The sequence below is a fragment of the Kribbella sp. NPDC004875 genome, assembly GCF_042873375.1.
Taxonomy (GTDB): domain Bacteria; phylum Actinomycetota; class Actinomycetes; order Propionibacteriales; family Kribbellaceae; genus Kribbella.
Window position 1 is genome coordinate 773,354 of the sequence record NZ_JBIALI010000004.1, and the last position, 24,523, is coordinate 797,876.

Below are 24,523 nucleotides of genomic sequence, written 5' to 3' on the forward strand. Positions count from 1 at the left end.
GTTCACCCTTGTGGACAACCGCGCTCAGTTGGCGCTGGCCTTCCGCAGTACCGGAGCTCCGGCCGCCCCGGCGACCGCGACGAGGACCAGGCCGGCGACGACCTGCCCGACGAGCAGCAGTACGCCGGAACTCCCCTGCGTGATCACCTTTCCACCACTCAACGCCAGCCCGCACAGCGCGCCGAACCCGACGACCGGCAGACCGACACCGATCACCGGTACGACGGCTGCGAGCCGCGCGGACCGCTCGATCACCCGCAGTGGTACGCCGGACCGCCGCAACGCCTTCGCCGGCGCCGCTTGATCCAGTGCGGTGCCGACGGCTCCAGCGGCCGTGGACGCGGCGACTGTCAGGAACACGAGCGACAGCAGCAGCGCCACTCCGATCCGCATGTCGCTGAAAGTCGGGTCGTCCTCGCCTGGCGGCATGAACACCGAGATGAACCCGGTGACGAAGCCGGACAGCACCAGCGCGGCAACGGGACGGAACGCGCCCTTCGGGTCGTCCACGAGCCGTCGACCGGCCAGCAACGCAACAGGCCCGTTCGCCAGGTTCGCCATCGTCTTGCCGACCAGTTGGACCGCCCACGGCCCGATGATCCGTACGGCGAGCGCGGCGAACCCGATCCCGATGATCAGCGGCACGACAGCAGCCTGCATCCCGTAGTACGCCAGAACCACCGGACCGATCACCAAGAGCCCGAGACGCAGGACGCTGACCCCCTTGCGCGTCTGACCGCGTACGACGCCCAGCGGGGTGATGCTGACACGTCCGAGCCCGATCAGTGCGCTGACAACGGACAAAACGGGTACGGCGACCAGTACAAGCAGGACAGTCCACCACTGCACGGTGATGTCGCTGACGTACCAGCGTCCTCCGCCCAGCGGGATCTGTGCGATCAATGGACTCAGAAGCGTGTAGCCGACCAGACCCACTACCGCACCGATCAGTCCGAGCACAGCTTGCTCCACAGCGCTCAGCCAGAGCACCTGCGTGCGTGTAGCACCGGCAAGTCGCAGCGCGGCGAGTCTGTGCTCGCGACGTTTCGCTGCGACGCCTGCTGCCTGACCGACGAGACTCAGGATCGGGAACAGCACCAGCGTGATGCCGAAGGCCACTGCGATCAGCAAACCGACCATGCGGCTGTCCCAGACCTTCTCGTGCCAGCTACTCACGTACTGCGGGTGCTCGTCGGCCGGGATCGTCCGGACACCCCGGATGATGATGAACTCCTCCGGCGACGACAGGCCCTTGTTACTGATCACGCCGGTCGGCTGCGCGCCGCCGTACTGCTTGCTGAGGCTTGACCAGTGCTTGACGACCTCGGGTGACACGAAGACCTCACCGGCCTTCGGGGAGCGGTCGAGTCCAGGTGGCGGCGCGAGCTCGTTCGGGCGGAGCGTCGCGAGGTCGAGGACCGTGAGCCGGTGGCCGTCGACCCGTTGGTCGTCGTCCAGGTGCAGCGCGCCGATCGCGGTTGCCGGGTCGGCCTTGTCCGCACTCCGCCAGCCGATCCGCTCCGAGCGGTGCGACAGACCGAGCGAGCCCGCGATCAGAAATGTCACAAGCAAAGCGACCACGGCTGTCGCACCGAGCGCCGCAAGGTTGGCGGCCCGACCACCGGGTCCGGGCCGACGGACGAACCGCAGCCCGAGGTCTGTCATCGGATTCATCGCACAGCCCTGCTTCCGAGCTGACCGCCGGCGAGCGGGACGGCGCCCGGTGCAGCGCCCGGTGCATCGCTCACCCGACCGTCGACAATGTGGAGGGCGCGGTGGCAGCGGGCCGCGACAGCGTTGTCGTGAGTCACGACTACCACTGCCGCCCCGCGGTACGTCGCCGCGCCGACCAGCAGGTCGATCACCTGGGACCCGGTCGCCGCGTCGAGTGCACCGGTCGGCTCGTCGGCGAACACCACCTGAGGTTCGCCGACCAGCGCCCGTGCGATCGCGACCCGCTGCGCCTGCCCACCCGACAGCTCGCCGGGACGCCGACCAGCCTCGGCCGCGAGCCCCACCTGCGCGAGCGTCGTCCGGGCGCGGCCGATCGCGTCGCGCCGGCTGAGACCGTCGACCATCAGCGGCAGCGCCACGTTCTCGTCCGCGGGCAGCTCGGCGAGCAACTGGTTGTCCTGGAAGACGAAACCGAGGCGGCGCCGGCGCAGTACCGTCCGGGCGGCGTCGTTCAGCTGGTCGACACGTTCACCACCCAGCCAGACCTCACCCTGGTCGGGCGTGAGGATGCCGGCCAGCACGTGCAGCAGCGTCGTCTTGCCGTTGCCGCTCGGACCCATCACCGCGAGCGCCTCACCGGACCGCACCGCGACGTCGACCCCGGCGAGACCGACGACGGTGCCGTAGTTCTTGACCAGACCGTGACCGCTGAGCACGATCTGCGACTGGGGACTCTGGAAGTTCATACCGCAGAGCCTTTCGCGGACGGCGCCCGCGGGCGTCGGCCCGCAGACCGGTCTTCAGGTCGTCTTCCGGCGCCCTTCGGCGATCCGGCGTACGACTGGAGTCGTACGTCAGTCGGTCCGGAAGGCCGACGGGTAGGCGTCGCGGTAGCTCGGAATCGTGCCGCTCGGTGTCTCGACCGACTCGGCGTTCAGCATCGCGTGCACGATCGCGCGGGTCAGTGTCCGGGCGCCGGCGGCGTACACCGTCTCCAGCCGGCCGAGCGCGGTCGGATCCGTGACGCTCAACCGGGGCCGGTCGTCGTCAGGCACCCGGGTCGAGAGCGCGAACAGGCTGTCGCCGTCGACGAGCGTGTGGATCGGGTCGATAGCCCGTGCCAGCCCGTCGTGCGCGATCATCGCCATCCGCTTCGTCGCCGCCTTGTCCAGCGGTACGTCGGTGGCGATGACGGCGATCACTGTGTTCATCGACGGTCCCGGGACGAGGTTGCGGCCCGGTGCGGCCGGTGGCGGCGGCTCGGTCGGCGTCCGGAGATGGGTGAACTCGTCGCCGAGGCCGAGACGGGCGCCGTACAGATTGCCGTCGGCGTCGACCGTGGAGCCGGCCGCGTTCACTATCACCAGCGCGCCGACCGTCGTACCGTCGTCGAGCCGGACACTGGCCGTGCCGACGCCGCCCTTCAGCGTGCCGGCCCGGGCGCCGGCGCCGGCCCCATGGTTGCCCTGGGCAACCGGACCGTCGGCCGCGGCCGCGATCGCCTCGGCTCCCCAGGACGGCTCCGGGCGGGCCTTGAAGTCGCCGCCACGGGCGAGGTCGAAGATCACCGCGGTCGGGACGATCGGCACCACGTCGTACTCGCCCTGGCCGACCCGGACGCCCTCGCCACGCTCCTCCAGCCAGCGCATCACACTGCCCGCGGTGTCGAGGCCGAAGGCGCTGCCGCCGGTCAGGACGACCGCGTTCACCCCGCCGTTGGAGTTCACCGGCGAGAGCAGATCGGTCTCGCGCGTCCCGGGCGCGCCACCGCGGACATCGACCGCGGCGACGGCGGTCGCCGGCACGTGGACCACCGTCGTGCCGGTCAGGTACGGCGGGTCGACGCGCTCGACCTGACCGACCAGGACTCCGGGGACATCGGTGATCGCGTTGTGCGGACCAGGCTCCATGAGACGATCCTTGCACGCCGAAATCCGGTTGCGGCGAGGGTTAGCGTGAAACACATGAACGCCGATCAGCTCTGTGGTCTGCTGGCCGAACCGTCGAGGTTGCGGACGTACTCCGCGATCGTCCTCGGCGCCACCACTCCCGAGCAGGTTGCCGGGAGCACCGGGCTGCCCGCGCCGGTCGTGGTGAAAGCGTTGCAGCGGCTCACCAAGGGCGGACTGATCGAGGCGAGCCGGGACGGGTTCACCGCGGACGACGGCGTCTTCAAGGACGCCGTACGGGAGAGCCGGCCGGAGTGGGTGCCGCTCGATCCGGATCCGGCGCGGGACGCCGTACTCAAGGGATTCATCCGGGACGGCCGGCTGACGCACTTCCCGACGTTCCCGGAGAAGCTGCGGATCGTGCTCGAGTACCTGGTGCAGGGCTTCGAGGTCGGCCGCGACTATCCGGAGCCCGAGGTCAACGAGATCCTGAACCGCTGGCACGCGGACCACGCTGCCCTGCGCCGCGAGTTGGTCGACGCCCGGCTGCTGCAGCGCGAGAACAGCATCTACACGCGCGTCAGGTGAGACGGCGGGCCGGCATGTCCTGACGGGGCTTCTCGTTGGGGGCGATCCGCACCCTGGTGTCGAGGACGGTCGCGCCCTCCGCGGCGACCAGGACCGAGCGGAGGTCGAGACGAACGACCTCCTCCAGGTCGAGGGTCAGCCGGGAGACGCGGTGCAGCAGGTCCTCGATCGCGGAGATGTCCACCGGGTCCGACCCGCGGTAGCCGTACAGCAGCGGCGCCGCCTTCACCTCGCGCACCATCTCGGCCGCGTCCCGCGTGGTCAACGGCGGCATCCGGTACGACCGGTCGCCCAGCAGGTCCGTCGCGACGCCGGACAGACCGAACGTCACCACCGGCCCGAACGACACGTCCTCGATCGTCGAGATCACCACCGGCACTCCCGGCGGCGCCATCTTCTGTACGACGAACTGCGCGCGCCCCGGGTCCGACGCGACGCCGAACATCCGGGTCATCTCCGCCCAGGCCGCCCGCATGTCGTCCTCGTCGTGGATGTGCCGCCAGATGTCGGCGAGGTCCGGACGCATCCGCCATTGCTCCGCGGTCGCCTTGAGGATCACCTCGAACCCGAGCTCCGCGGCCCGGTCCACCGCCTCGTCGGCGCTCAGCACCGGGAACGCCGGCAGCACCGAGATGCCGTAGAAGCTGAGCAGCCGCTGCTTGTCCGCGTCGTCCAGGTCCGCGCCGGCCGGGTGCCGCTGCAGGAACTCCGCGACGAAGTCCTCTCCCCCGGCGGTGTCGACGTTCGGGAGGTCCGGGATCGGGCTGTCCGAGCGGCGCCGCCATTCGGCGTACTGCGTGGCCTTCGCGAGCGCGCCGACGGCGTACTGCGGGTTGAGGAAGGACGGGATCGAACCGCGGGCCGCGCCGCCGTCCTCGTCCGGGACGCGCAGCTCCTCGGGGACGCTGCGCGAGGCGAGGAACGTCGAGACCACCGGCTTGTCCGAACCGGCGGCCGCCGCGGCCAGCACCTGGGCGACCTCGCCGCCGCTGGACTGGACCGGCGGTGTGTAGATCACGACGACCGAGTGCACCTTCTCGTCGGCGAACACCTCGGACAGCGCGAGGCCGAAGTCCGACGCGTTCGCGTCCGCGCTCAGGTTCCGCGGCTCGCCGGCCACGTCCAGACCACAGCCGGCCATCGTGTCCAGGGCGAGCAGCGTCAGCGCGTCCGAGTTCGAGACGATCGCCACCCGGCGGCCCTTCGGCAGCGGCTGGTGCGCCAGCAGCTGCGCGACATCGAACAGCTCGCCGGTGGTGTCCACCCCGATCAGGCCGCTCTGCCGGAACATCGACTCGATGGTTGCGGGCGGCAACTGGCTGCGCCGGACCAGCTGCCCGACCGGGACACCCTGGGTGGCCCGCCCGGACTTCAGCGCGATCACCGGCTTGCGCCCGGCCAGCCGCCGGGAGACCCGGCTGAACTTCCGCGGGTTGCCGAGCGACTCCAGGTAGAGCAGGACGACCTCGGTGGCCTCGTCGGAGTACCAGAACTGCATCAGGTCGTTGCCGGACACGTCCGCCCGGTTGCCGGCCGAGACGAAACTCGACAGGCCCAGGCCACGACCGACCATGTCCGCCAGGATCGGTACGCCGAGCGCGCCGGACTGGCAGAAGAACGCCACCCGCCCTCTGCTCGGCATCAGCGGCGACAGCGTGGCGTTCAGCGAGACCCCGGGGGCGGTGTTGATCACCCCGAGCGCGTTCGGCCCGATCACCCGCATCCCGTACGAACGCGCGAGACCCACGAGGTACCGCTGCCGTTTGCGGCCCTCGTCGCCGATCTCGGCGAACCCGCTGGACACCACGACCAGCCCGCGGACGCCTTTCGCGGCACAGTCCAGGACGACGTCCGCGACCATGTCCGCCTTCACCGCGACCACGGCCAGGTCGACCGTGTCGTCGACCTCCCGGATCGTCGGGTACGCCGCAACGCCCTCGATCTCGGTGCCGGGAATGGCCTTGGTGTCGGTGTTCACGGCGTACAACCGGCCCGGGAACCCGCCGTCGCGGAGGTTGCGCAGCAGCGCGTTGCCGATCGTGCCCGGGCGGCGGCTGGCGCCGATCACCGCGACCGACGCCGGGGTCAGCAGCCGCGCGATCGAGAGCGCCTCGGAGCGCTGCTCGCGGGCCTGCATCACACCGAACGAGGTGTCGGTCGGCGCGATGTCGAACTCGACCATGATCACGCCGTCCTCGAACTCCCGGGCGACCTTGTACCCGGCCTCGGTGAAGACCGTGATCATCTTCCGGTTGTCCGGCAGCACCTCGGCGACGAACCGGTGGATGCCGTTCTCCCGGGCCGCCTGCGCCAGGTGCTCGAGCAGCAACTGGCCCAGACCACGACCCTGGTGCGCGTCCTCGATCAGGAACGCGACTTCCGCCGTACGGCGGCCGGTGCGCTCGTAGCGGCCGACGCCGATCATCTCGTCACCGACCGTGACGATCAGCGCGGTGCGGTCGTGGTAGTCGACCTGCGTGAACCTCGCCACATCACGCTCGGACAATTGCGGGTACGGGGCGAAGAAGCGGTAGTACTTCGATTGTTCGGACACCCGGGCGTAGAACGCGACCAGCAGGTCGGCGTCGGCCGGTGTGATCGGCCGCAGATGCGCGGTCGCGCCGTCCCGCAGGACGACGTCCGCCTCGTACTCCGCCGGGTAGGTCTCCGGCAGCTCGTGGTCATACTGGTCCGGCACCTGGCAAGCGTACTCAAATCGGCACCCGGGAGGTCGTGATTATGTTCGAGCGGATCGCCCCGGTGCTGGTGTTCCTGATCGCAGTCACCGTGATCGCCGAGCTGGCCGACCAGGCGAAGGTGTTCGACGTCGCGGCCCGCGAGGCCGCGCACCTCGCCCGCGGCCGGGTGTGGCGGCTCTGGCTCCTGGTCGTCGCGCTCGCCACCGGCCTGACGATCGTGCTCTCCCTCGACACGTGTGCGGTGCTGCTGACTCCGGTCGTGCTGTCGATGGCCCGGCAACTGGACATCCCGCCGAAGCTGTTCGCGTTCACCACGGTGTGGCTGGCCGGTACGGCGTCGCTCCTGCTACCGGTCTCCAACCTGACGAACCTGCTCGCCCAGCACCCGTTCCGCCAGTTCGACGTCAGCTACATCTCGGTCAGCTGGCGACCGGCGATCGCGGCGATCGTGATCACCGTCGCCGTTCTCGCGGCGCTCTTCGCGCGCGACCTGAACCGCACCTATCAGGTGCCGCCGACGCCGGCGGTCGAGGACAAGGTGCTGTTCTGGGGCTCGGCGGGCGTCTGCGTGCTGCTCGGACCGGCCTTCGTGTCGGGTGTCGAGGTCGCGATTCCGGCGAGCATCGGCGCGATCGTCCTCGTCGTCCTGTTCGCGATCCGGCGCCGCAGCGCGCTGCGGTGGTCACTGGTCCCGTACAAGCTGGTCATCACTGTCATCGTGTTGTTCACGGTGGTCGGGTTCCTCAGCGCCCACGGCCTGGAGGACCTGCTCCGCCGGATCGCCGGTACGACGTCCGACCTGCGGCTCAGCTTCACCGCGGCGATCGGCGCGAACCTGTTCGACAACCTCCCGGCGTACCTCGCCATGGAGCCCGTCGCCCAGAACACCCCGCACCGCATGCTCGCCCTGCTGATCGGCGTGAACTGCGGCTGCCTGCTCACGCTCTGGGGCTCGCTCGCCACCCTCCTCTGGCGAGCCCGCTGCGACGCCGCCCGCGTCGACATCTCCTGGTGGTCCTTCCTGTGGCGAGGCCTGATCCTCACCCCACTGGTCATCACCGGCGCCGTTCTCGCCCTCCAGCTGTGACGGTTCGGGGTCAACGATCGGGCTCCGCGCAGGAGACGATCGGATCCTCCGCACCGGCCGTCTCGTGCGCCACGACCTTCCCGTCGATCCACAGCGTGCACGCCATGGTCCCGGTGGAACTCGTCGCCGGGCGTACCGCCTGCACGAAGGCCCGGCTGATCATCAGCTTGGTGTGAAAACGCATGGACCACGGCAGCGTCGCTCCGGCGGTCTGTTCCCTCCGCTCACCGTTCTTCTCGTCCCCGTCGACCTGGTAGAAGATCGTCGGGTGACCGACGGTGCCGGACACCTCGTACCGGATGTCCCGGGCGGTCTTGAGGTGTCCCCAGATCAGCACGCCGATCGACCCGCCGACCAGGACGACGATGACCAGGCCGACGCAGCCCAGCGCCGCGATCGCGGGTTTGCTGCGGCGGATGCCGAACGTGCGTGCGGGCGGCTGGGGTGGCACAGCGGTCATAGGCAGTGTTTACAGTGCGTGCGGGCCAGGTGCGCGGAGTGGCCGGTTTACCGATGGGTAGTGGCTGGGCAAAGATGCGGGCATGAGCTCATCGGACAGCACGGAGCAGAGCACCTCGGACGTCACGCGGGAGTTCCGGGCGGCGCGCGACTTCCTGGTCGCGCACCGGGACGACTACGAGACGGCGTACCGGGACTTCCGTTGGCCCGCGTTCGAGCGGTTCAACTGGGCGCGGGACTGGTTCGACGCGCTCGCGGTCGAGCAGCCCGAGGTGGCCGCGCTGACCATCGTCGAGGAGGACGGTGAGGTCAGCTCCCGGACGTACGCCGAGATGGCCGAGCGGTCCCGGAAGGTGGCCGGCTGGCTCACAACGGCCGGTCTGAAGCCGGGCGACCGGGTGCTGATCGTGCTCGGCAACCAGGTCGAGCTGTGGGAGACGATGCTCGGCTGCATCCGGGCGGGCGCCGTGATGATCCCGGCGACCACTCTGCTGACCGACGCCGACCTCGCCGACCGGATCACCCGCGGCAACGTCCGCGCCGTGATCACCAGCGGCGCCGACGCCGGCCGGTACGCCGGGATCGCGGACGACTGCATCCGCGTCGCGGTCGGCGAACCGGCCGAGGGGTGGCTGCACTACGCCGACACCGAGTCGTACGAAGGCGCCGTACCGGAGGTCGACACCGCCGCCGGCGACTCGCTGCTGCTCTACTTCACCTCGGGGACGACCAGTCAGCCGAAGCTCGTCGAACACACCCAGGTCAGCTACCCGCTGGGGCACCTGTCGACGATGTACTGGATCGGCCTGCAGCCCGGCGACGTCCACCTGAACGTGTCCTCACCCGGCTGGGCGAAGCACTCCTGGAGCAACGTGTTCGCGCCGTGGAACGCGGGCGCGACCGTCTTCCTGTACAACTACACCCGCTTCAACGCCGAGAAGATGCTCCGAGTCCTCCAGGAGTACGGCGTGACCACGTTCTGCGCGCCGCCGACGGTGTGGCGGATGCTGATCCAGGCCGACCTGTCCGCGGTCGAGGTGCGGATCCGCGAGTGCATCTCGGCCGGCGAGCCGCTGAACCCCGAGGTGATCGAACAGGTCCGGACCGCGTGGGGCATCACCATCCGCGACGGGTACGGCCAGACCGAGACGACCGCGCAGATCGGCAACCCGCCGGGCCAGCCGGTGAAGCTCGGCTCGATGGGCCGCCCGCTGCCCGGGTACAGCATCGCGCTGATCGACCCGTCGACCGACGAGATCGGCGACGACGGCGAGATCTGCATCGAGCTCGCCCCGCCGCCGGTCCCGCTGATGCGCGGGTACCGCGACGCCCAGGAGCTCACCGACGAGGTGATGCGGAACGGGTACTACCACACGGGCGACGTCGCGAGCCGTGACAAGGACGGCTACATCACGTACGTCGGGCGCTCGGACGACGTGTTCAAGGCGAGCGACTACCGAATCTCCCCGTTCGAACTGGAGTCGGTCCTCATCGAGCACCCGGCGGTCGCCGAGGCAGCGGTGGTCCCGTCGCCGGACCCGGTGCGGCTCGCCGTACCCAAGGCGTACGTCGTCCTCGCGGCCGGTCACGAGCCGTCGCGGGAGCTCGCCGGGGAGATCCTGGCGTTCTGCCGCGAGCACCTGGCGCCGTACAAGCGGATCCGGCGGATCGAGTTCGCCGAGTTGCCGAAGACGATCTCCGGGAAGATCCGCCGCGTCGAGCTACGCGCCGACGAGGCCGCGAAGGTGGAGACCGGGTCTGGCGGCGGGCTGACGTACGACGAGGCGGACTTCAGGTAAGTGTCGTTCCACACCGGGCTCGGCTGGGCCGCTGTCGTCGTCCTGCCGTTGCTGATCGCGATCGGGGTCGGGGCTTCGCGTTACGGCGGGCTCCAGCACGACAAGGGGATCGTCACCGCGGCGCTGCGTGCCGTCGTACAGCTGGCCGCTGTCGGGGCCGTCGTCGGGATCGCGCTGCAGTACACGCTGGGCGCGATCGCCTTCGTCCTGCTGATGTTCGTGGTCGCGACCGTGACGAGCACGCGACGGATCCGGCAAACCGCCGCGATCCCTGGACAGTGGGCGTACTGCGCAGCCGCGATCGGGACCGGGGCGTTCACGGTCCTGCTGTTGCTGATCCTGCCCGGGGTGGTGCCGCGGAATCCGGCGAGCATCCTGCCGATGGGCGGCATCATCGTCGGCGGCGCGATGACCGCCTGCACGCTGGCCGGCCGCCGGATGCTGAGCGAGTACCGGACCCGGTACGGCGAGTTCGAGGCCGGACTGTCGATCGGGCTGCTGCAGCCCGACGCGTTCAAGCTCGTCGCCGGCCCGGTCGCCGGTGACGCGCTGCTGCCCGCGCTCGACCAGACCCGCACCGTCGGGCTCGTCACGCTGCCCGGAGCGTTCGTCGGAATGGTGCTCGGCGGCGCCTCCCCGACCCAGGCGGCGGCGCTGCAACTCGTCGTACTGATCGGCCTGGTCGCGGCGGAGGCGATCGCCATCCTGGTCCTCACCGAGCTCCTGTCACGCTCGAAGCTTCCGGACGGGCGTACGGTTACCGCATGAGCGACGACAAGAGCATCTTCAGCCGTATCGACGACCTGGTTGCCGAGGAGCACGAGCTCCGGACCAAGCACGCGGCGGGGCAGGTCGACGACGCCGACGAGCAGGCCCGGCTCAAGGCCCTCGAGGTCGAGCTGGACCAGTGCTGGGACCTGCTCCGGCAGCGCCGTGCCAAGCGCGAGTTCGGCGAGAACCCGGACGACGTGCAGCCCCGGTCGGCCGACACGGTCGAGGGCTACCTGAACTAGAAGCCGCGAAGCCTGTCCGGAGTGATCCGGACAAGCACGGAGTACGACGCGTGGAACTCGTCCGTCGTCATCCCGAGCCCGGCGATGTCGTCGGCGTACTTCGTGTTGTACGCCGCGAGCGCCGCGCCGCTGATCGGGGTGCCGTCGATGACCGCCGTACCGGAGAAGACGCCGACGTCTCCCCCGGTGTGGGTCGCGTTGAAGTTGAGCGCGACCCGTGGGCGCGCCGCGATGTTGTGCAGCTTCGCCGTGTCCGGCTGGCTGCAGATCAGGATCTCGTTGTCGTGCCACAGGAACCAGACCGGATTCGGCGCCGGCGTACCGGACCTACCGACCGTGGTCAGCCAGATCACGGTCTCGTCGTCGAGTTGCCGGGCGATCCGCCGGCCGAAACCGGTCGAGCTGTCGATGCTGAACATCACTGTCCTCAGGAGGTCGGTCCGAGACGGCTCCACTCGATCGCCGGGCAGTGGTCCATCACCATCGTGAGACCCGCGGCCGTCGTTCGCGTGTAGGCGTCCTGATCCACTACACCGAGCTGGAACCACACCGCCTTCGCGTTGATTCCCACCGCCTGGTCCGCGATGTCGCCGGCCAGTTCGGAGCGGACGAAGACGTCCACGCAGGCGACCGCGAACGGGATGTCCGCGAGGGCGGCGTACCCCTGCTCGCCGTGCACGGTCTCCGCCGACGGGTGTACCGGCACGATCCGCTTCCCGTGGCCCTGCAGGAACCGCGCGACGCCGTACGCCGCCCGGTCGGAGTTGTTCGACAACCCGACCACGGCCCACGTCTCGCACTCGGCCAGGATCTTCCGGATCGCCTCGTCCATGATCAACCTCTCAGATACGTCAGTACGGCGGACACGCGCCGGTCCCGGCCGTCGTCCAGCTCCAGCTTCGCGAAGATGTTGCCGACGTGCTTGCGGACGGCCGCCTCGCTCACCACCAGCTGCTCCGCGATCGACGCGTTCACCCGGCCCTCGGCCATCAGCGCGAGCACCTCGAGTTCGCGCGGCGTGAGCCCCGCCAGCGGGCCGTCGTTCCGGCGCCGCGCCAGCAACTGGCGCACGACCTCGGGGTCGACCACCGTGCCGCCGTCGGCGACCCGGTCCAGTGACTCGAGGAACTCGGTCACGTGCCCGACCCGGTCCTTCAGCAGGTACCCGATCCCGCCGGTCGTTGTCTCCAGCAACGACGAGAGGTAGGCGTCGGCGACGTACTGGGACAGCACCAGGATCCCGATCGCCGGCAGCTCGGCGCGGATCGCGGCCGCGGCCCGGAGCCCCTCGTCGCTGTGCCCGGGCGGCATCCGGACATCGGTGATCACCACGTCCGGCGGCTCCTTGCGGACCACCGCCAGCAGCGTGTCCGCGTCTCCCACGGAATCCCGTACGTCGTGCCCCGCGCGATCCAGGATGCTCGCCAGACCCTCGCGCAGCAGCAGCGAGTCCTCCGCGAGCACGATGCTCAGTCGCCGAGTCGGCACGGGCACTCCATCCTCAGTCGGGTCGGCCCACCGGGTGGGCTGTCGACGTCGAGTGTGCCTCCCAGCGCGTCCAGTCGCGTCACCAGCCCGGTCAGACCAGTCCCGGCACCGGGTTTCGCGCCGCCGACGCCGTTGTCCTGCACCGTGATGACGAGCCGTTCACGATCGACCCACCCGGATACCTCGCACTGTGTCGCCTGCGCGTGCTTCGCGACGTTCGCGAGCGCCTCACTCACCACGAAGTACGCCGCCGCCTCGATCGGCGCCGGCAGTCGCGCCGGAACCGACAGCTGCACGGTCACCGGCAGCGGCATCCGGTCAGCCACCTCCCGTACGGCGGCCTCCAACCCGTGATCGACCAGCACACGTGGATGGATGCCGCGCACCGCGGCCCGTAGGTCGGCCAGCGCCGCCTCGGCCTCGGCGTGCGCCTTCACCACCATCCGCCGCCCCTCCCCCTCCGGCAGATCCAGCTCCGCCAGCCCGAGCGTCATGGTGAGCCCGACCAGCCGCTGCTGTACGCCGTCGTGCAGGTGCCGCTCGATCCGCGCCCGCTCCGTCTCGAACGCGTCGACCAGATCGAGGCGGGACCGTCGCAGGTCCGCGAGGTTGCGCTGCAGTTCCTCCTGACGCGGTCCCAGCATCGCCTTCGCGAGCGAGGCCTCCGCGCCCGCGAGAACGCCCAGCAGGTACGAACTGACCGCGTAGAACACCGGCCCGAACAGGATCAGGAAGACGAACCCCTCCCGCGCCGTGTTCAGTGTCCACGGCCCCATCCCCATTTCCTCGCCGTCGGCGATCACCGGCGCCGCAAGCGTCGTCAGCAGGGCCGTCGCGCTGATGCCTGCGAACAACGCACTCAGCGGCCAGACGAACACCCCGAGGACGAAGCCGTACCCGAGCGCCCGCATCGACGCCTGCTCGCGGCGGCGGAACGCGAGGCGCTGCCGCAGCGGCAGTGCGATCGGCAGCGTCGCGTGCGGGCTGCTGATGCCGTCCACCAGCATCAGCCCGGCGCGCCGCCGCTCCGCCCACCCGATTCCCGCGCCGATCAGCGGGAAGGCGGTCAGCATCAGGATCCCGATCAGAATCGGGCTCAGCAGCGCGCTCAGCGCCGCGAGTCCCACCAGCACCACGATCGACGCGGCTCCCATCGGCACCGACGTGAAGAGGTACGCATAGCTCCGCCACGGCCACGACGAGATCAGGTACCGCGGCGACGCGAGCGCCGTCCAGACCGTGCTGGGTCTCTCCACACGCTCAACCCTAGGTTGAGGATCGCTCGTCGAGCGGTAGCGTGCGCGCTACTCCAGCTGTCTCCTCCGGGCCAGCGCCCGAGAGCGTGCTGGGCGATTGGCTGGTTCCATGACCGCTACCGCGCCTTCGTACCCGCCCGTCGCGCCGACCGAGGGGCCGGCGCTGCTGCTCGACGGAATCACCAAGACCTACCGCTCCAAGGCCGGATCGGTGGACGCGCTGCGCGGCGTCACGTACGGCTTCGCGCGCGGGTCGTTCACCGCCGTGATGGGCCCGTCCGGCTCCGGCAAGTCGACGCTGCTGCAGTGCGCGGCCGGGCTCGACCACCCGTCCCAGGGCACTGTGGTGCTCAACGGCGTACCGCTGGGCGGGCTGAGCGAGGTCGAGCTCACCAAGCTGCGCCGGTCCGAGATGGGGTTCGTCTTCCAGGCGTACAACCTGCTGCCGTCGCTGACCGTGTACGACAATGTCGCGCTGCCGCTGCGGCTGACCGGTCGCCGCCCGAGCCGGAGCAACGTTCTGCGGGTGCTCGACCAGGTCGGACTCGACGGGAAGGCGAAGCGGCGGCCCGCCGAGTTGTCGGGCGGCCAGCAGCAGCGGGTCGCGATCGCGCGGGCCCTGATCACGCGGCCGTCGGTGTTCTTCGCCGACGAGCCGACCGGCGCGCTGGACAGCGGGACCAGCCGGCAGGTCCTCGGACTGTTGCGAGAGGCAACCGACCGCGCGGGCCAGACCGTCGTGATGGTCACCCACGACCCGGTCGCGGCGGCGTACGCCGAGCGCGTCCTGTTCCTGTCCGACGGCCTGCTCGGCGGTCACCTCGACCGGGCCACGCCGGCGCAGATCGTCGCCGCGATGAGCGACCTGGAGCGCTGATGTTCTTCCTCAGCCGTCAGACCATCAGGAGCCACCGATCGCTGTACGCCGGTTCGTTCGTGGCACTGGCCGTCGGGGTGTTCCTGCTCGGACTGGCGGCGAACGCGACCGCGTCGACGATCGCGTACCGCGGTCCCGCGCTCGCGAGCATCGTGGTGACCACGCTCGGCAGTAACGGTGACGGCGACGGGCCCCGGCAGGTCCGGGTGCCGATCACGGACGCGGACCCGTCCGGTCTGCAGGTGGTGCTGAGTATGGTCGGCACGATCTGCGGATTCATCACGATCTTCGTGATCGCCAGCACCTTCGCGTTCGCCGTCGCGTCCAGGCGGCGGGACATCGGGTTGCTCCGGCTGATCGGCGCGACTCCACGCCAGATCCGCCGGATGATCCTCGGCGAGGCAGTCGTCGTCGCGATCGCGGCCGCACTGTCCGGTGCGTTGCTGGCTCAACTGGCCACCCCGCTGCTGCTGCGCAAGGCGTCGTACACGGAGCTCGCGCCGGTGAAGCTGGAGCCGGCCGCGCCGTGGATTCCGTTGTCGATCGCGGTCGTGGTCGGGCTGGTCGTCGCGCTGCTCGGTGCGCGCTCGGCCGCCCGCCGGGCCGGCCGGGTCGCGCCGATCGACGCACTTCGGGAGGCGGCGCTCGAACCGCCTCGGATCGGGCCGGTGCGGATCGTGTCCGGTCTGCTGTTCCTGGCTGGGTCGATCGTGATGCTGGCGCTGATCCGGCCCTCGAGCGGCGACGGCGTCGTACCACTGGCGATGTTCACGCCGATGCTGATGGTCATCGCGCTGACACTGCTCGCACCGCTGATCGTTCCGCTCCTCGGTCGGCTGTGGGCCGTCCCATTGGTCGCGTGGACTCGGGTGTCCGGGCGGCTGGCCCGCAGCAACGTTGTCGCCGCTCCGCGCCGGAGTGCGTCGCTGGCCGCGCCGATCCTGGCGATATCGGCGATCGCGGGCTCGATGGTGCTGAGTCTCAGCTTCGCCGCCGACAGCGCGGCCGCGACCATCCGCGACGCCGTCCGGGCGCCGGTCGTGGTCACGGGTTCCGCCAAGCTGTCCGATCCCGGCGTCGCGACCGTCGACGCCGGCCTGCCGGTGAAACTGGTGCGCGTCGACCGCGACGACGCCGAACTCGAGGACGCCGAAGGAATCGATCCCGCGATCGCCTCCCGGACCCGGGACCTCAGCACCCTGTCGGGCGACCTCACGAAGCTCACCGGGAACGGAGTCGCGGTCAGCAAGGAACTGTCCGGCTTCGAGGGGTACGAGGTCGGCGACGAGATCCCGGTGACGTTCACCGACCGTGTCCAGGCCAAGCTCCGGATTGTCGCGGTCGTCAAGGACGCCTTCGGCGTGACCCCGTCGCTGCTCCTGCCCTTGGACCTCGCCCGTCAGCACGCACCGCGGGCGCAGCCCGAGCGCCAGTTCGTCCTCCCCGCCGACGGCGTCGACCCGGCCGACCTCGTACGCCGCTTGCCGAACGCGCAGCTCGCTGCGGACTGGGAGGCCGACCAGGCGGACGGCGTACGGAAGGGAAACCAGTTCGGGCTGATCCTGCTGCTCGGGCCTGCCGCGCTCTACAGCGCCATCGCGATCGCCAACACGCTGCTCATGGGCAGCCTGCAGCGCAGACACGAGTTCGTCACCTCACGGCTACTCGGAGCGACGCCGGCGCAGATCCGGCGGATGGTGCTCTGGGAGTCGTCGCTGGTCGGGGCGGTCGCGCTGAGTCTCGGTACCGCAATCACGGTCACGGTCGGGATCCTGATCCGGCACGCGATGACCGCGGGCGTGGCCGACGTACCCCTGACCGTTCCCTGGGGCGTACTGCTGGGGATCTGCGGACTTTGTCTGACGCTGGCGGTAGGGTCCGCTCTGGCCCCGACGACGTACATCCTGCGGGTCGTGACCGGGCAAAACGCCCTGGACCAGGGACAATAGGGGCGGCGCCGGACCGTCGAGGCGCCGTACCGCTTGATCGAGGAGTTCGTAGAACCGCATGGCACGCCGTACCAGTACTGCCGAACCCGAGGACTTCGAGGAGCACATCCTCGACGTCGACGTCTCCGACGAGATGCGCACCAGCTACCTGGAGTACGCGTACTCGGTGATCTACTCCCGGGCGCTGCCGGACGCGCGGGACGGGCTGAAGCCGGTGCAGCGGCGGATCCTGTTCTCGATGGCGGAGAACAACATCCGCCCCGACCGCGGCCACGTGAAGTCGGCGCGCGTCGTCGGTGAGGTGATGGGTAAGTACCACCCACACGGTGACGGCGCGATCTACGACGCCCTGGTCCGGACCGCGCAGCCGTGGTCGATGCGCGTCCCCCTGATCGACGGCCACGGCAACTTCGGCTCGCTCGACGACGGCCCGGCGGCCATGCGGTACTGCCTGACCGGTGATACCCGGGTTCGAATGGCGGACGGTAGCTCCCCCAGGATCGCCGACCTGATGAACCTGCCGGACAACTCCGAGGCCTTTGTGGATCTCGAGGTGCTCGACAAGGACGGCAAGCCGGTCCGCGCCACCAAGCTGTTCAATTCCGGCGTACATCCGGTGAAGAAACTGGTGACGGCGAGCGGCCATGCCCTGCGCGGGAGTCACAACCACCCGGTGCTGTGCCTGGTGCCGGTCCTGGGCGTGCCCATGTTCCAGTGGCTGCGGCTGGACGAGGTGAAGCCCGGCACGGTGGTCTGTCTCGCGCGCAACGCGTGGACGACGGACGTCCCGATGGCTCACGAGATGATGCTCGGGACACTGTTCGGGGCCTGGGTGTCGGAAGGTTTCGCCTCCGCCGAACGGGCTGGGTTCAACAACACCGACCACGAGTACTTCGAGTACGTTCTCGCCGCGTACGACGCCATCGTCGGCGGCCCGCGGTACGTGTACTCGCGGAAGACACGCCGGTCGGAGCGCACCATTCACGAGCTCGACATCCAGAACCTGACGGCGTTCCGGGAGAGCCCGCTTGCGAAATTGATCGGATTCAAGGCCGCTGAGAAGCACGTCCCAGAAGCAGTCTGGAACGGCACGGTCGGCCTCAAGCGCGCGTTCCTGATGGCACTGTACGAAGGTGACGGTGGAGTCCGCCGAGCAAACGACGCCTCGGTCACGATCCAGTACTCGACGTACAGCCCGACCTTGGCGGGCGAACTACAGGAGCTCCTGCTCGAGTTCGGCGTGCACAGCAACCTGACTCACTACTCGCGCGGCGAGTACCGGTTGGTGATTTCCGGCCAACACAACATTCACGCGTTCAGCGAGCGGGTCGGTTTCCTGGCCGCCAAACGGCACAAGCTCCAGGAGCTGCTGCACAGAGCCCCGCGGTACACGCATCGGCTGACCCAGGATCGTGCTCCGTACGTCGCGGACTTCGTGCGCGAGTCGCTCGGTGCCGGGCGGGGTACTGGCAAGAGCTGGCTGCTCAACCACAACTTCGACCGCTTCGAGCGGTGGCAGACCGATCGCAGCCTGCTGGTCAGCAAGTTCAAGGACCCTGAGATCCTCGGCGTGGTCGCGCCGATCATGGACTCCGGGTACCGCTTCGTCGAGGTCGCCGAGATCGAGGACTGCGAGCCCGAGGCCGTGTACTCGATCCGGGTGGACAGCGACGACCACTCGTTCCTCGCCGGTGGGTTCGTCAACCACAACACCGAGTGCCGGATGGCGCCGTCGGCGATGGCGATGACGAACGGCCTGGACGAGAACGTCGTCGACTTCCGGCCGAACTACGACGGTCAGGAGGAGGAGCCGGCCGTCCTGCCGGCCGCCTTCCCGAACCTGCTGGTCAACGGCGCCGCCGGGATCGCGGTCGGGATGGCGACCAACATGGCGCCGCACAACCTGGTCGAGGTCATCCAGGCCCTCCGGCACCTGATCAAGACGCCGGGCGCGGACCTCGACGACCTGATGCGGTTCGTCCCCGGCCCCGACCTGCCGACCGGCGGCAAGATCGTCGGGCTGGAGGGCATCAAGGACGCCTACGCCACCGGCCGCGGCAGTTTCAAGATGCGCGCCACCGCCCGGATCGAGAACGTCACCCCGCGGCGCAAGGGCATCGTGGTCACCGAACTGCCGTACTCCGTCGGTCCGGAGAAGGTGATCGAGAAGATCAAGACCCTGGTGCAGAGCAAGAAGCTGCAGGGCATCGCGGACGTCAAGGACCTCACCGACCGCACCCACGGCACCCAGCTGGTGATCGAGGTCAAGAACGGCTTCGTCCCGGAGGCACTGCTCGAGCAGCTCTACAAGCTGACCCCGCTCGAGGACGCGTTCCACGTCAACAACGTCTGCCTGGTCGAGGGCCAGCCGCGCACACTCGGCCTGAAGCAGCTCCTCGAGGTCTACCTCGAGCACCGGTACGACGTGACGCGCCGGCGCAGCGAGTTCCGCCGGAAGAAGGCGCAGGACCGGCTGCACATCGTCGAGGGTCTGCTGGTCGCGATCCTGGACATCGACGAGGTCATCCAGGTGATCCGCAGCAGCGAGGACTCCGCCGAGGCGCGAATCCGGCTGATCGAGATCTACGACCTGTCCGAGATCCAGGCGAACTACATCCTGGACATGCCGCTGCGCCGCCTGACGAAGTACTCCAAGCTCGAGCTGGAGACCGAGAAGGGTGAGCTGGAGCGCGAGATCGAGGCGCTGACCGCGATCATCGAGGACCCGAAGCTGCTCCGGAAGACGGTCTCCGACGAGCTCGCCGAGGTCGCCAAGACGTACGGGACGCCGCGGCGCACGGTGCTGCTGGAGTCGTCCGGTGCCACCAAGACGGCCGCCGTACCGCTCGAGGTCAGCGACGACCCGTGCTGGATCCTGATGAGCTCGACCGGGCTGCTCGCGCGCACCAACGGGGTCGAGCCGTTCGGCGCCACCGAGTCGCGGGCCAAGCACGACGCGATCGTGTCCGCGGTGCAGAGCACGGCCCGCGGGCAGTACGGGCTGGTGACGAGTGCCGGCCGCCTGATCCGGCTCGAGTCGCTCGACCTTCCCGCCGTACCGACGACCGCGAACGCGCCGAACCTGCAGGGTGGCGCGCCGGTCGCGGAGTTCGTGTCGCTGGAGCCGGGTGAGAAGGCGCTGGCGCTGACGACGATGGACCCCGAGTCCGTCGGCGTCGCCCTCGGGACGACGGGTGGCGTGGTGAAGCGCGTCGTACCGGACCACCTGAGCAACCGGGACTCGTGGGAGATCATCAGCCTGAAGGACGGCGACGAGGTGATTGGCGCGGTCGAGCTCGCGACGGGTGAGGAGGAGCTGTGCTTCATCACCTCGGACGCGCAACTGCTGCACTTCCCGGCGTCGGCCGTACGGCCGCAGGGCCGGACCGCGGGCGGTATGGCCGGTGTGCGGCTCGCCGCCAAGGCCAAGGTGGTGTTCTTCGGTGCCGTCGACGGCAACCGCGAGTCGCAGGTCGTGACGATCGCGGGCTCGCAGTCGGCGCTGCCGGGGACCGAGGTCGGCGCGGTGAAGGTGACGCCGTTCAGCGAGTACCCGGGCAAGGGCCGCGGGACGGGCGGCGTGCGCTGCCAGCGGCTGCTGAAGGGTGAGGACGGGCTGCTGCTCGGCTTCATCGGTACGGCGCCGGTGAAGGCCAGCGCGAGTAGCGGTGCACCGGTGGACCTGCCTCCTGTGGACATGCGGCGGGACGGGTCCGGCGTACCGGTTGCGCAGCCGATCGCTGCGTGCGCTTCCGATCTGGCAGGCTGAACGTTGTGAAGAGGATGCTCGCGCTCTGCGCGGTCGTGGTTCTCGCAGTGGCGGGCTGCAGCGACAAGAAGGACTCCGGCGGTGGAGGTCAGTCCGGTGGCGACGCGGTCTCGCTGCTGACGGACGCCAAGAAGACGATCGACACCGCGGAGAGCGTGCACATCGTGCTGACCGGGCGCGATCTGCCCGACAGTGGGCAGACGCTCGCCAGCGGTGACGGCGTCGCGACTCACGCGCCGGCGTTCAAGGGCAAGCTGACGGTGAAGTCCGGCGGGTCGCCGATCGACGCGGAGGTCGTGTCGATCGGAAGCAAGGTGTACGCGAAGCTGTCGTTCACGCCGAGCTACATCGAGCTCCCGCCGTCCCAGCTGGCCGGTCTCGGCGCCCCCGACCCGGCGGTGCTGCTCGATCCGTCCAAGGGCCTGACCTCGGTGCTGCCGGCGCTGAAGGACCCGAAGATCAAGGGCGAGACCCGCGAGGGTGCGAAGGTTCTCACCGAGGTCACCGGCTCCATCCCGGGCAAGAGCCTGCAGGGCATCTTCCCGAAGGCGCCGGCCGACCAGGACTTCCCGAGCACCTTCAAGATCGACAAGGACTCCAAGCAGCTCGTGTCCGCCACCATCACCGGCCCGTTCTATGCCGGCGCCACCAGCAGCTACGACATCACCCTGGACAAGTACGGCGAGAAGGTCGAGATCACCAAGCCGTGACCTGCCGGGCTCTGGGGAGGTAGGCATGCGGTCGCGGGCTCAGTTGACGCTGGCTTCGGTTGCGGTGGCGTTCGCCGCGGCGGACACGTACGTCGTGGTGCTGGCGTTGCCGAACATGATGGCCGGGGTCGGGTTGTCGGCAGACGAGCTGCAGCGGGCCGCGCCGATCATCTCCGGGTTCCTGCTCGGGTACATCGCGGTGCTGCCACTGATCGGGCGGATCGCCGACGTCGTCGGACGTACGCCGGTGCTCGTCGGGGCGCTGTTGCTGTTCGCGGTCGGTTCGCTGATCACGGCCGGTGCCTACGACCTCCCCCTGGTGGTAACCGGTCGGTTTCTTCAGGGCGTCGGCGGTGGTGGGCTCGTGCCCGCGACGCTGGCACTGGTCGCCGACCTCTGGCCGGCGGACCGACGCGGCCTGCCGCTGGGCATCGTCGGCGCGGTGCAGGAGCTGGGCTCGGTCCTCGGCCCGCTGCTCGGCGCGGCGGTGCTCGCCGTCGCCGACTGGCGGTACATCTTCTGGCTCAATCTCGTCGTCGCCGTCGTCCTGGCGCTGCTCCTCCGCGGACGCAGACGGCCATCAGTCTCAGGGATCGTCGGCGTCCTCGCATGTATAGCGCTCGGCCTCACTCTGACCGCACCCGACCGGCTGGCGTCCGGCGTGACCCTCGGCCTGCCGTTCGTCCCCTTCACCGGTACGTCGCGACTGCTCACGCCGATCGGTGTCGGCACGCTGGTTCTCGCGATCGTCTGGCTGGCGCTGGTTCTGTGGCGCAGCCGCGGCCGCTTGGCCGACGTACTGTCCCGGGTCGATCTCGTCGGTGCGTTCCTGCTCGCGCTCGCGCTGGCCGGTGTCGTCCTCGCGTTCGCGACCGCGGATCCGGAGCGCGAGCTGATGTCGCCCGCCGGCCCGTGGTTGCTCGTTGCGGCCGCGGTGTTCGCCGTGGCGTTCGCACTGTGGCAGCGTCGTACGGCGGCCGCGATCGTCCCGCGTGGACTCCTCGGCGGGCGACCGGCCTGGGGCTCGTTGCTGGTGAGTTTTCTGATCGGCTGCGCACTGATCGCGGCGCTGGTCGACGTACCGGTGTTCGCTCGCACCACCCAAGGCGGTGGTCAGCTCGAAGCGGCGCTGGTCCTCGTGCGATTCCTGATCGCCTTGCCGATCGGTGCGGTCGCCGGCGGGTGGCTCACGCGGCGCTACGGGCTCGGGCTGATCGCGGGCGGCGGTCTCGCGCTGTCCGGTGCGATGTTCGTGGTGATGGCGTTCTGGAGCCGTACGGCGCTCGATCACTGGACCGCGACCGTCGTACTGCTGGTCTGCGGTTTCGGCTTCGGCGTCGCGCTGGCACCGCTCAACACCGCCATCCTCGGCGCAACGCCCGCGGACAGCCACGGCCTGGTCAGCGCGCTCGTGGTCGTCGCCCGCATGGTCGGCATGCTCGTCGGCGTCTCCGCACTGACCGCCATCGGCCTTCGGCGGTACTACGCCATTGCCGACGGCATCAAATCTCCCAACGAGCTCTGCCCGTCCTCCCCCGGCAACTGCCGCCCGTTCCTGGACGCACTTCGCGACGCCGCCGTTTCACAAGTTCACGCGATCTTCGCCGGTGCGGCCGTCAGCGCTTTCCTGGCCGCTGTCCTAGCCGTCGTACTCCTCGGCCGACGTGGCGTTGTGCACACATGATGATCATCATGAGGGACAGCCGTCTCGGCTCGCGTACCGTGAGGGTGTGACCCCTGCACCCGACCCTTCCGGCCGGCCCGGCCTGTGCTCGACATTCTGTCGGGTACTGCGTGAGCCGCTGCCGGGGACCGCGGTCGTGGCGACCGCGTGGGTCGTCGTGGAGCAGCCTGGGCCGTGGGGTGCGAAGGCACCGACGCAGAGTCATCTGGACCCGGAGTTCGGTGGGGCGTTCGACGACGAGTGCAAGAAGGTCGACGTACGTTTCGGTCTGATCCGCTCCCCCGGCCGGCACGCCGATGAGGTCGAGCGATCGCACCAGGTGTTCGTCGCGTCAACGAGGCCGGGTCAGACCTGGCTGCTCGGTGGCCGGGTCGCGGATCCTGCCGAGCTCGCCGAGCTCGATCTGGCCGCCGTCGCCAGGGGCGACCGCGCCGCGGTGCTCGAGTCGCTGCCCGCGCTGCTCCCGGTCGACGAGCCGATCGTGCTCGTGTGCACGAACGGCAAGCGTGACGGGTGCTGCGCGGTGCTCGGCCGGCCGTTGGTGGCCGGGCTCGCCGAGCGAGCACCGGGCCGCGTGTGGGAGGCGAACCATCTCGGGGGGCATCGGTTCGCGCCGACCGCGACGTACCTGCCGGCTGGCACCATGCACGGCCATCTGACTGTCGAGACCGCGGTGGAAGTACTCGCCGCGGCCGATCAAGGGGAGACGATCCTGACCGGGCTGCGCGGTCGGTCCACCTGGACCAAGCGCGGTCAGGTGGCGGAAGTCGCCGTCCGTGAGCTCATCGGCGAGCTCGGGCTGGACGCGTTGCGGGTCGTGGCCGAAGGGCCGGAGACCGTGACGGTGCAGCACGTCGACGGTCGCTCGTGGTTCGTCCCGGTCAGCAGCGTGACTGCTGAGCCTCCCCGTCCTGATTCGTGTGGAAAGGAGCCGTTCGCGATGTCGATCCTGCAAGCCGGTACCCCCCTGTCAGGTGCGCTCCGATGAGCGGCGGATTCGACGACATCCTCGCCGCCAACGCGGAGTACGCCGCCGACTTCCACTACGGCGGCTTCGACGGGATCGCCCACGCCGGCATCGGTGTGGTGACCTGTATGGACTCCCGGATCCCGCCGCTGGAGATGCTCGGCCTGAAGCCGGGTGACGCGAAGGTGCTGCGTTCGGCGGGTGGCCGGGTCACCGAGGTCACGATGACCGGGCTGGTGCTCGGCGTCCAGTTGCTCGGCGTCAAGCGGATCATGATCATCCCGCACACGCGCTGCGCGATGGCCTCGATGTCCGAGGACGACCTGCGTGCGAAGGTCGAGCTGGCCGCCGGGAAGCCGGCCGGTTACCTGCCGATCTCGGTGATCCCCGACCAGCACGAGGCCCTGCGCCACGACGTCAAGGCGGTCCGCGAACACCCGCTGATCGGCGACGACATCGTGGTCGGCGGCTTCATGTACGACGTCGACACCGGCAAGATCACCCAGATCGACTGACCCGGACGGACCCCGTTCCGGCGTTTGACCTCACTCTTTACATAGCCACACTTCATTAATATTCTCTGGTGGACAGTGCGTCGTCCCCCTGTGTGGTCGT

General features: G+C 69.6%; 20 protein-coding genes and 3 pseudogenes. 14 read left to right on the plus strand and 9 right to left on the minus strand.

Going from position 1 to position 24,523, the window contains the following annotated elements; all coding sequences use genetic code 11:
- Positions 1 to 24 precede the first annotated feature (24 nt).
- The 3 genes from ACFYRH_RS25940 to ACFYRH_RS25950 form a co-directional block, all read right to left on the minus strand.
- Positions 25 to 1,674, minus strand: coding sequence for an FtsX-like permease family protein (locus ACFYRH_RS25940; protein ID WP_387780385.1), 1,650 nt, complete (start codon positions 1,672 to 1,674; stop codon positions 25 to 27).
- Positions 1,671 to 2,420, minus strand: a complete 750-nt coding sequence (locus ACFYRH_RS25945) for an ABC transporter ATP-binding protein (protein ID WP_387780388.1) — start codon at positions 2,418 to 2,420, stop codon at positions 1,671 to 1,673. The genes ACFYRH_RS25940 and ACFYRH_RS25945 overlap by 4 nt, the downstream gene beginning before the upstream one ends.
- 108 nt (positions 2,421 to 2,528) lie before the next feature.
- Positions 2,529 to 3,584: a P1 family peptidase gene (locus tag ACFYRH_RS25950; RefSeq protein ID WP_387780391.1), complete on the minus strand. Its 1,056-nt coding sequence runs from the start codon at positions 3,582 to 3,584 to the stop codon at positions 2,529 to 2,531.
- 54 nt (positions 3,585 to 3,638) lie between these two features.
- Here ACFYRH_RS25950 and ACFYRH_RS25955 point away from each other — a divergent pair, with 54 nt between their 5' ends.
- The gene (locus ACFYRH_RS25955; RefSeq protein WP_387780394.1) at positions 3,639 to 4,151 is read left to right on the plus strand and encodes a DUF2087 domain-containing protein; all 513 of its coding nucleotides are present in this window, start codon (positions 3,639 to 3,641) and stop codon (positions 4,149 to 4,151) included.
- On the opposite strand, the gene ACFYRH_RS25960 is transcribed toward ACFYRH_RS25955, so the two are convergent.
- Positions 4,144 to 6,849, minus strand: a complete 2,706-nt coding sequence (locus tag ACFYRH_RS25960; protein ID WP_387780397.1) for a GNAT family N-acetyltransferase — start codon at positions 6,847 to 6,849, stop codon at positions 4,144 to 4,146. The two genes, ACFYRH_RS25955 and ACFYRH_RS25960, sit on opposite strands and share 8 nt — an antisense overlap.
- Before the next feature lie 41 nt (positions 6,850 to 6,890).
- Here ACFYRH_RS25960 and ACFYRH_RS25965 point away from each other — a divergent pair, with 41 nt between their 5' ends.
- Positions 6,891 to 7,937 carry an SLC13 family permease gene (locus ACFYRH_RS25965; RefSeq protein WP_387780400.1) on the plus strand — a complete coding sequence of 349 codons (1,047 nt, stop codon included), beginning with the start codon at positions 6,891 to 6,893 and terminating at the stop codon, positions 7,935 to 7,937.
- A 10-nt stretch (positions 7,938 to 7,947) separates the two neighbouring features.
- Here ACFYRH_RS25965 and ACFYRH_RS25970 read toward each other — a convergent pair whose 3' ends face one another.
- The gene (locus ACFYRH_RS25970) at positions 7,948 to 8,397 is read right to left on the minus strand and encodes an MmpS family transport accessory protein (RefSeq protein WP_387780403.1); all 450 of its coding nucleotides are present in this window, start codon (positions 8,395 to 8,397) and stop codon (positions 7,948 to 7,950) included.
- Positions 8,398 to 8,479: 82 nt separating this feature from the next.
- Between ACFYRH_RS25970 and ACFYRH_RS25975 the strand changes: the two genes are divergently transcribed.
- From ACFYRH_RS25975 to ACFYRH_RS25985, 3 genes are read left to right on the plus strand one after another with little or no spacing between them, the layout of a single operon-like run.
- Entirely contained in the window at positions 8,480 to 10,195 is a 1,716-nt protein-coding gene (locus tag ACFYRH_RS25975; RefSeq protein ID WP_387780406.1) for an AMP-binding protein, read from the plus strand.
- Positions 10,196 to 10,963 carry an ABC transporter permease gene (locus ACFYRH_RS25980; RefSeq protein ID WP_387780409.1) on the plus strand — a complete coding sequence of 256 codons (768 nt, stop codon included), beginning with the start codon at positions 10,196 to 10,198 and terminating at the stop codon, positions 10,961 to 10,963. It begins immediately after the preceding gene.
- Positions 10,960 to 11,208 carry a DUF2630 family protein gene (locus ACFYRH_RS25985; protein WP_387780412.1) on the plus strand — a complete coding sequence of 83 codons (249 nt, stop codon included), beginning with the start codon at positions 10,960 to 10,962 and terminating at the stop codon, positions 11,206 to 11,208. The genes ACFYRH_RS25980 and ACFYRH_RS25985 overlap by 4 nt, the downstream gene beginning before the upstream one ends.
- Here the strand turns inward: ACFYRH_RS25985 and ACFYRH_RS25990 are convergent.
- From ACFYRH_RS25990 to ACFYRH_RS26005, 4 genes are read right to left on the minus strand one after another with little or no spacing between them, the layout of a single operon-like run.
- On the minus strand, positions 11,205 to 11,627 hold the full coding sequence (locus ACFYRH_RS25990; protein WP_387780414.1) for a TIGR03667 family PPOX class F420-dependent oxidoreductase: 423 nt from the start codon (positions 11,625 to 11,627) through the stop codon (positions 11,205 to 11,207). The genes ACFYRH_RS25985 and ACFYRH_RS25990 overlap by 4 nt on opposite strands.
- A gap of 8 nt (positions 11,628 to 11,635) precedes the next feature.
- The gene (locus ACFYRH_RS25995; RefSeq protein WP_387780417.1) at positions 11,636 to 12,040 is read right to left on the minus strand and encodes a CoA-binding protein; all 405 of its coding nucleotides are present in this window, start codon (positions 12,038 to 12,040) and stop codon (positions 11,636 to 11,638) included.
- Positions 12,041 to 12,042: 2 nt separating this feature from the next.
- On the minus strand, positions 12,043 to 12,696 hold the full coding sequence (locus tag ACFYRH_RS26000; protein WP_387780420.1) for a LuxR C-terminal-related transcriptional regulator: 654 nt from the start codon (positions 12,694 to 12,696) through the stop codon (positions 12,043 to 12,045).
- Positions 12,678 to 13,952 (minus strand): sensor histidine kinase, encoded by a 1,275-nt coding sequence (locus ACFYRH_RS26005; RefSeq protein WP_387780423.1) that lies wholly within the window; start codon positions 13,950 to 13,952, stop codon positions 12,678 to 12,680. The genes ACFYRH_RS26000 and ACFYRH_RS26005 overlap by 19 nt, the downstream gene beginning before the upstream one ends.
- A gap of 109 nt (positions 13,953 to 14,061) precedes the next feature.
- Between ACFYRH_RS26005 and ACFYRH_RS26010 the strand changes: the two genes are divergently transcribed.
- From ACFYRH_RS26010 to ACFYRH_RS26050, 9 genes and pseudogenes are all read left to right on the plus strand, one after another.
- Positions 14,062 to 14,829, plus strand: coding sequence for an ABC transporter ATP-binding protein (locus tag ACFYRH_RS26010; RefSeq protein WP_387780426.1), 768 nt, complete (start codon positions 14,062 to 14,064; stop codon positions 14,827 to 14,829).
- Positions 14,829 to 16,778: an FtsX-like permease family protein gene (locus ACFYRH_RS26015; protein WP_387780429.1), complete on the plus strand. Its 1,950-nt coding sequence runs from the start codon at positions 14,829 to 14,831 to the stop codon at positions 16,776 to 16,778. Before ACFYRH_RS26010 ends, ACFYRH_RS26015 begins: the two co-directional genes overlap by 1 nt.
- 58 nt (positions 16,779 to 16,836) lie before the next feature.
- Positions 16,837 to 17,475, plus strand: a pseudogene (locus ACFYRH_RS26020) (DNA gyrase subunit A); the annotation flags it as partial.
- Between the two features lie 417 nt (positions 17,476 to 17,892).
- Positions 17,893 to 18,099 (plus strand): annotated as a pseudogene (locus tag ACFYRH_RS26025) (LAGLIDADG family homing endonuclease); the annotation flags it as partial.
- 237 nt (positions 18,100 to 18,336) lie between these two features.
- Positions 18,337 to 20,547 (plus strand): annotated as a pseudogene (locus ACFYRH_RS26030) (DNA gyrase subunit A); the annotation flags it as partial.
- A gap of 14 nt (positions 20,548 to 20,561) precedes the next feature.
- Positions 20,562 to 21,257, plus strand: a complete 696-nt coding sequence (locus ACFYRH_RS26035; RefSeq protein ID WP_387780681.1) for an LppX_LprAFG lipoprotein — start codon at positions 20,562 to 20,564, stop codon at positions 21,255 to 21,257.
- 25 nt (positions 21,258 to 21,282) lie between these two features.
- Positions 21,283 to 22,941: an MFS transporter gene (locus ACFYRH_RS26040; RefSeq protein WP_387780432.1), complete on the plus strand. Its 1,659-nt coding sequence runs from the start codon at positions 21,283 to 21,285 to the stop codon at positions 22,939 to 22,941.
- 46 nt (positions 22,942 to 22,987) lie between these two features.
- Complete coding sequence (locus ACFYRH_RS26045; RefSeq protein WP_387780435.1) at positions 22,988 to 23,929, plus strand: sucrase ferredoxin; 942 nt, start codon at positions 22,988 to 22,990, stop codon at positions 23,927 to 23,929.
- Positions 23,926 to 24,423, plus strand: a complete 498-nt coding sequence (locus tag ACFYRH_RS26050; protein ID WP_387780438.1) for a beta-class carbonic anhydrase — start codon at positions 23,926 to 23,928, stop codon at positions 24,421 to 24,423. The genes ACFYRH_RS26045 and ACFYRH_RS26050 overlap by 4 nt, the downstream gene beginning before the upstream one ends.
- The last annotated feature ends 100 nt before the right edge of the window (positions 24,424 to 24,523 follow it).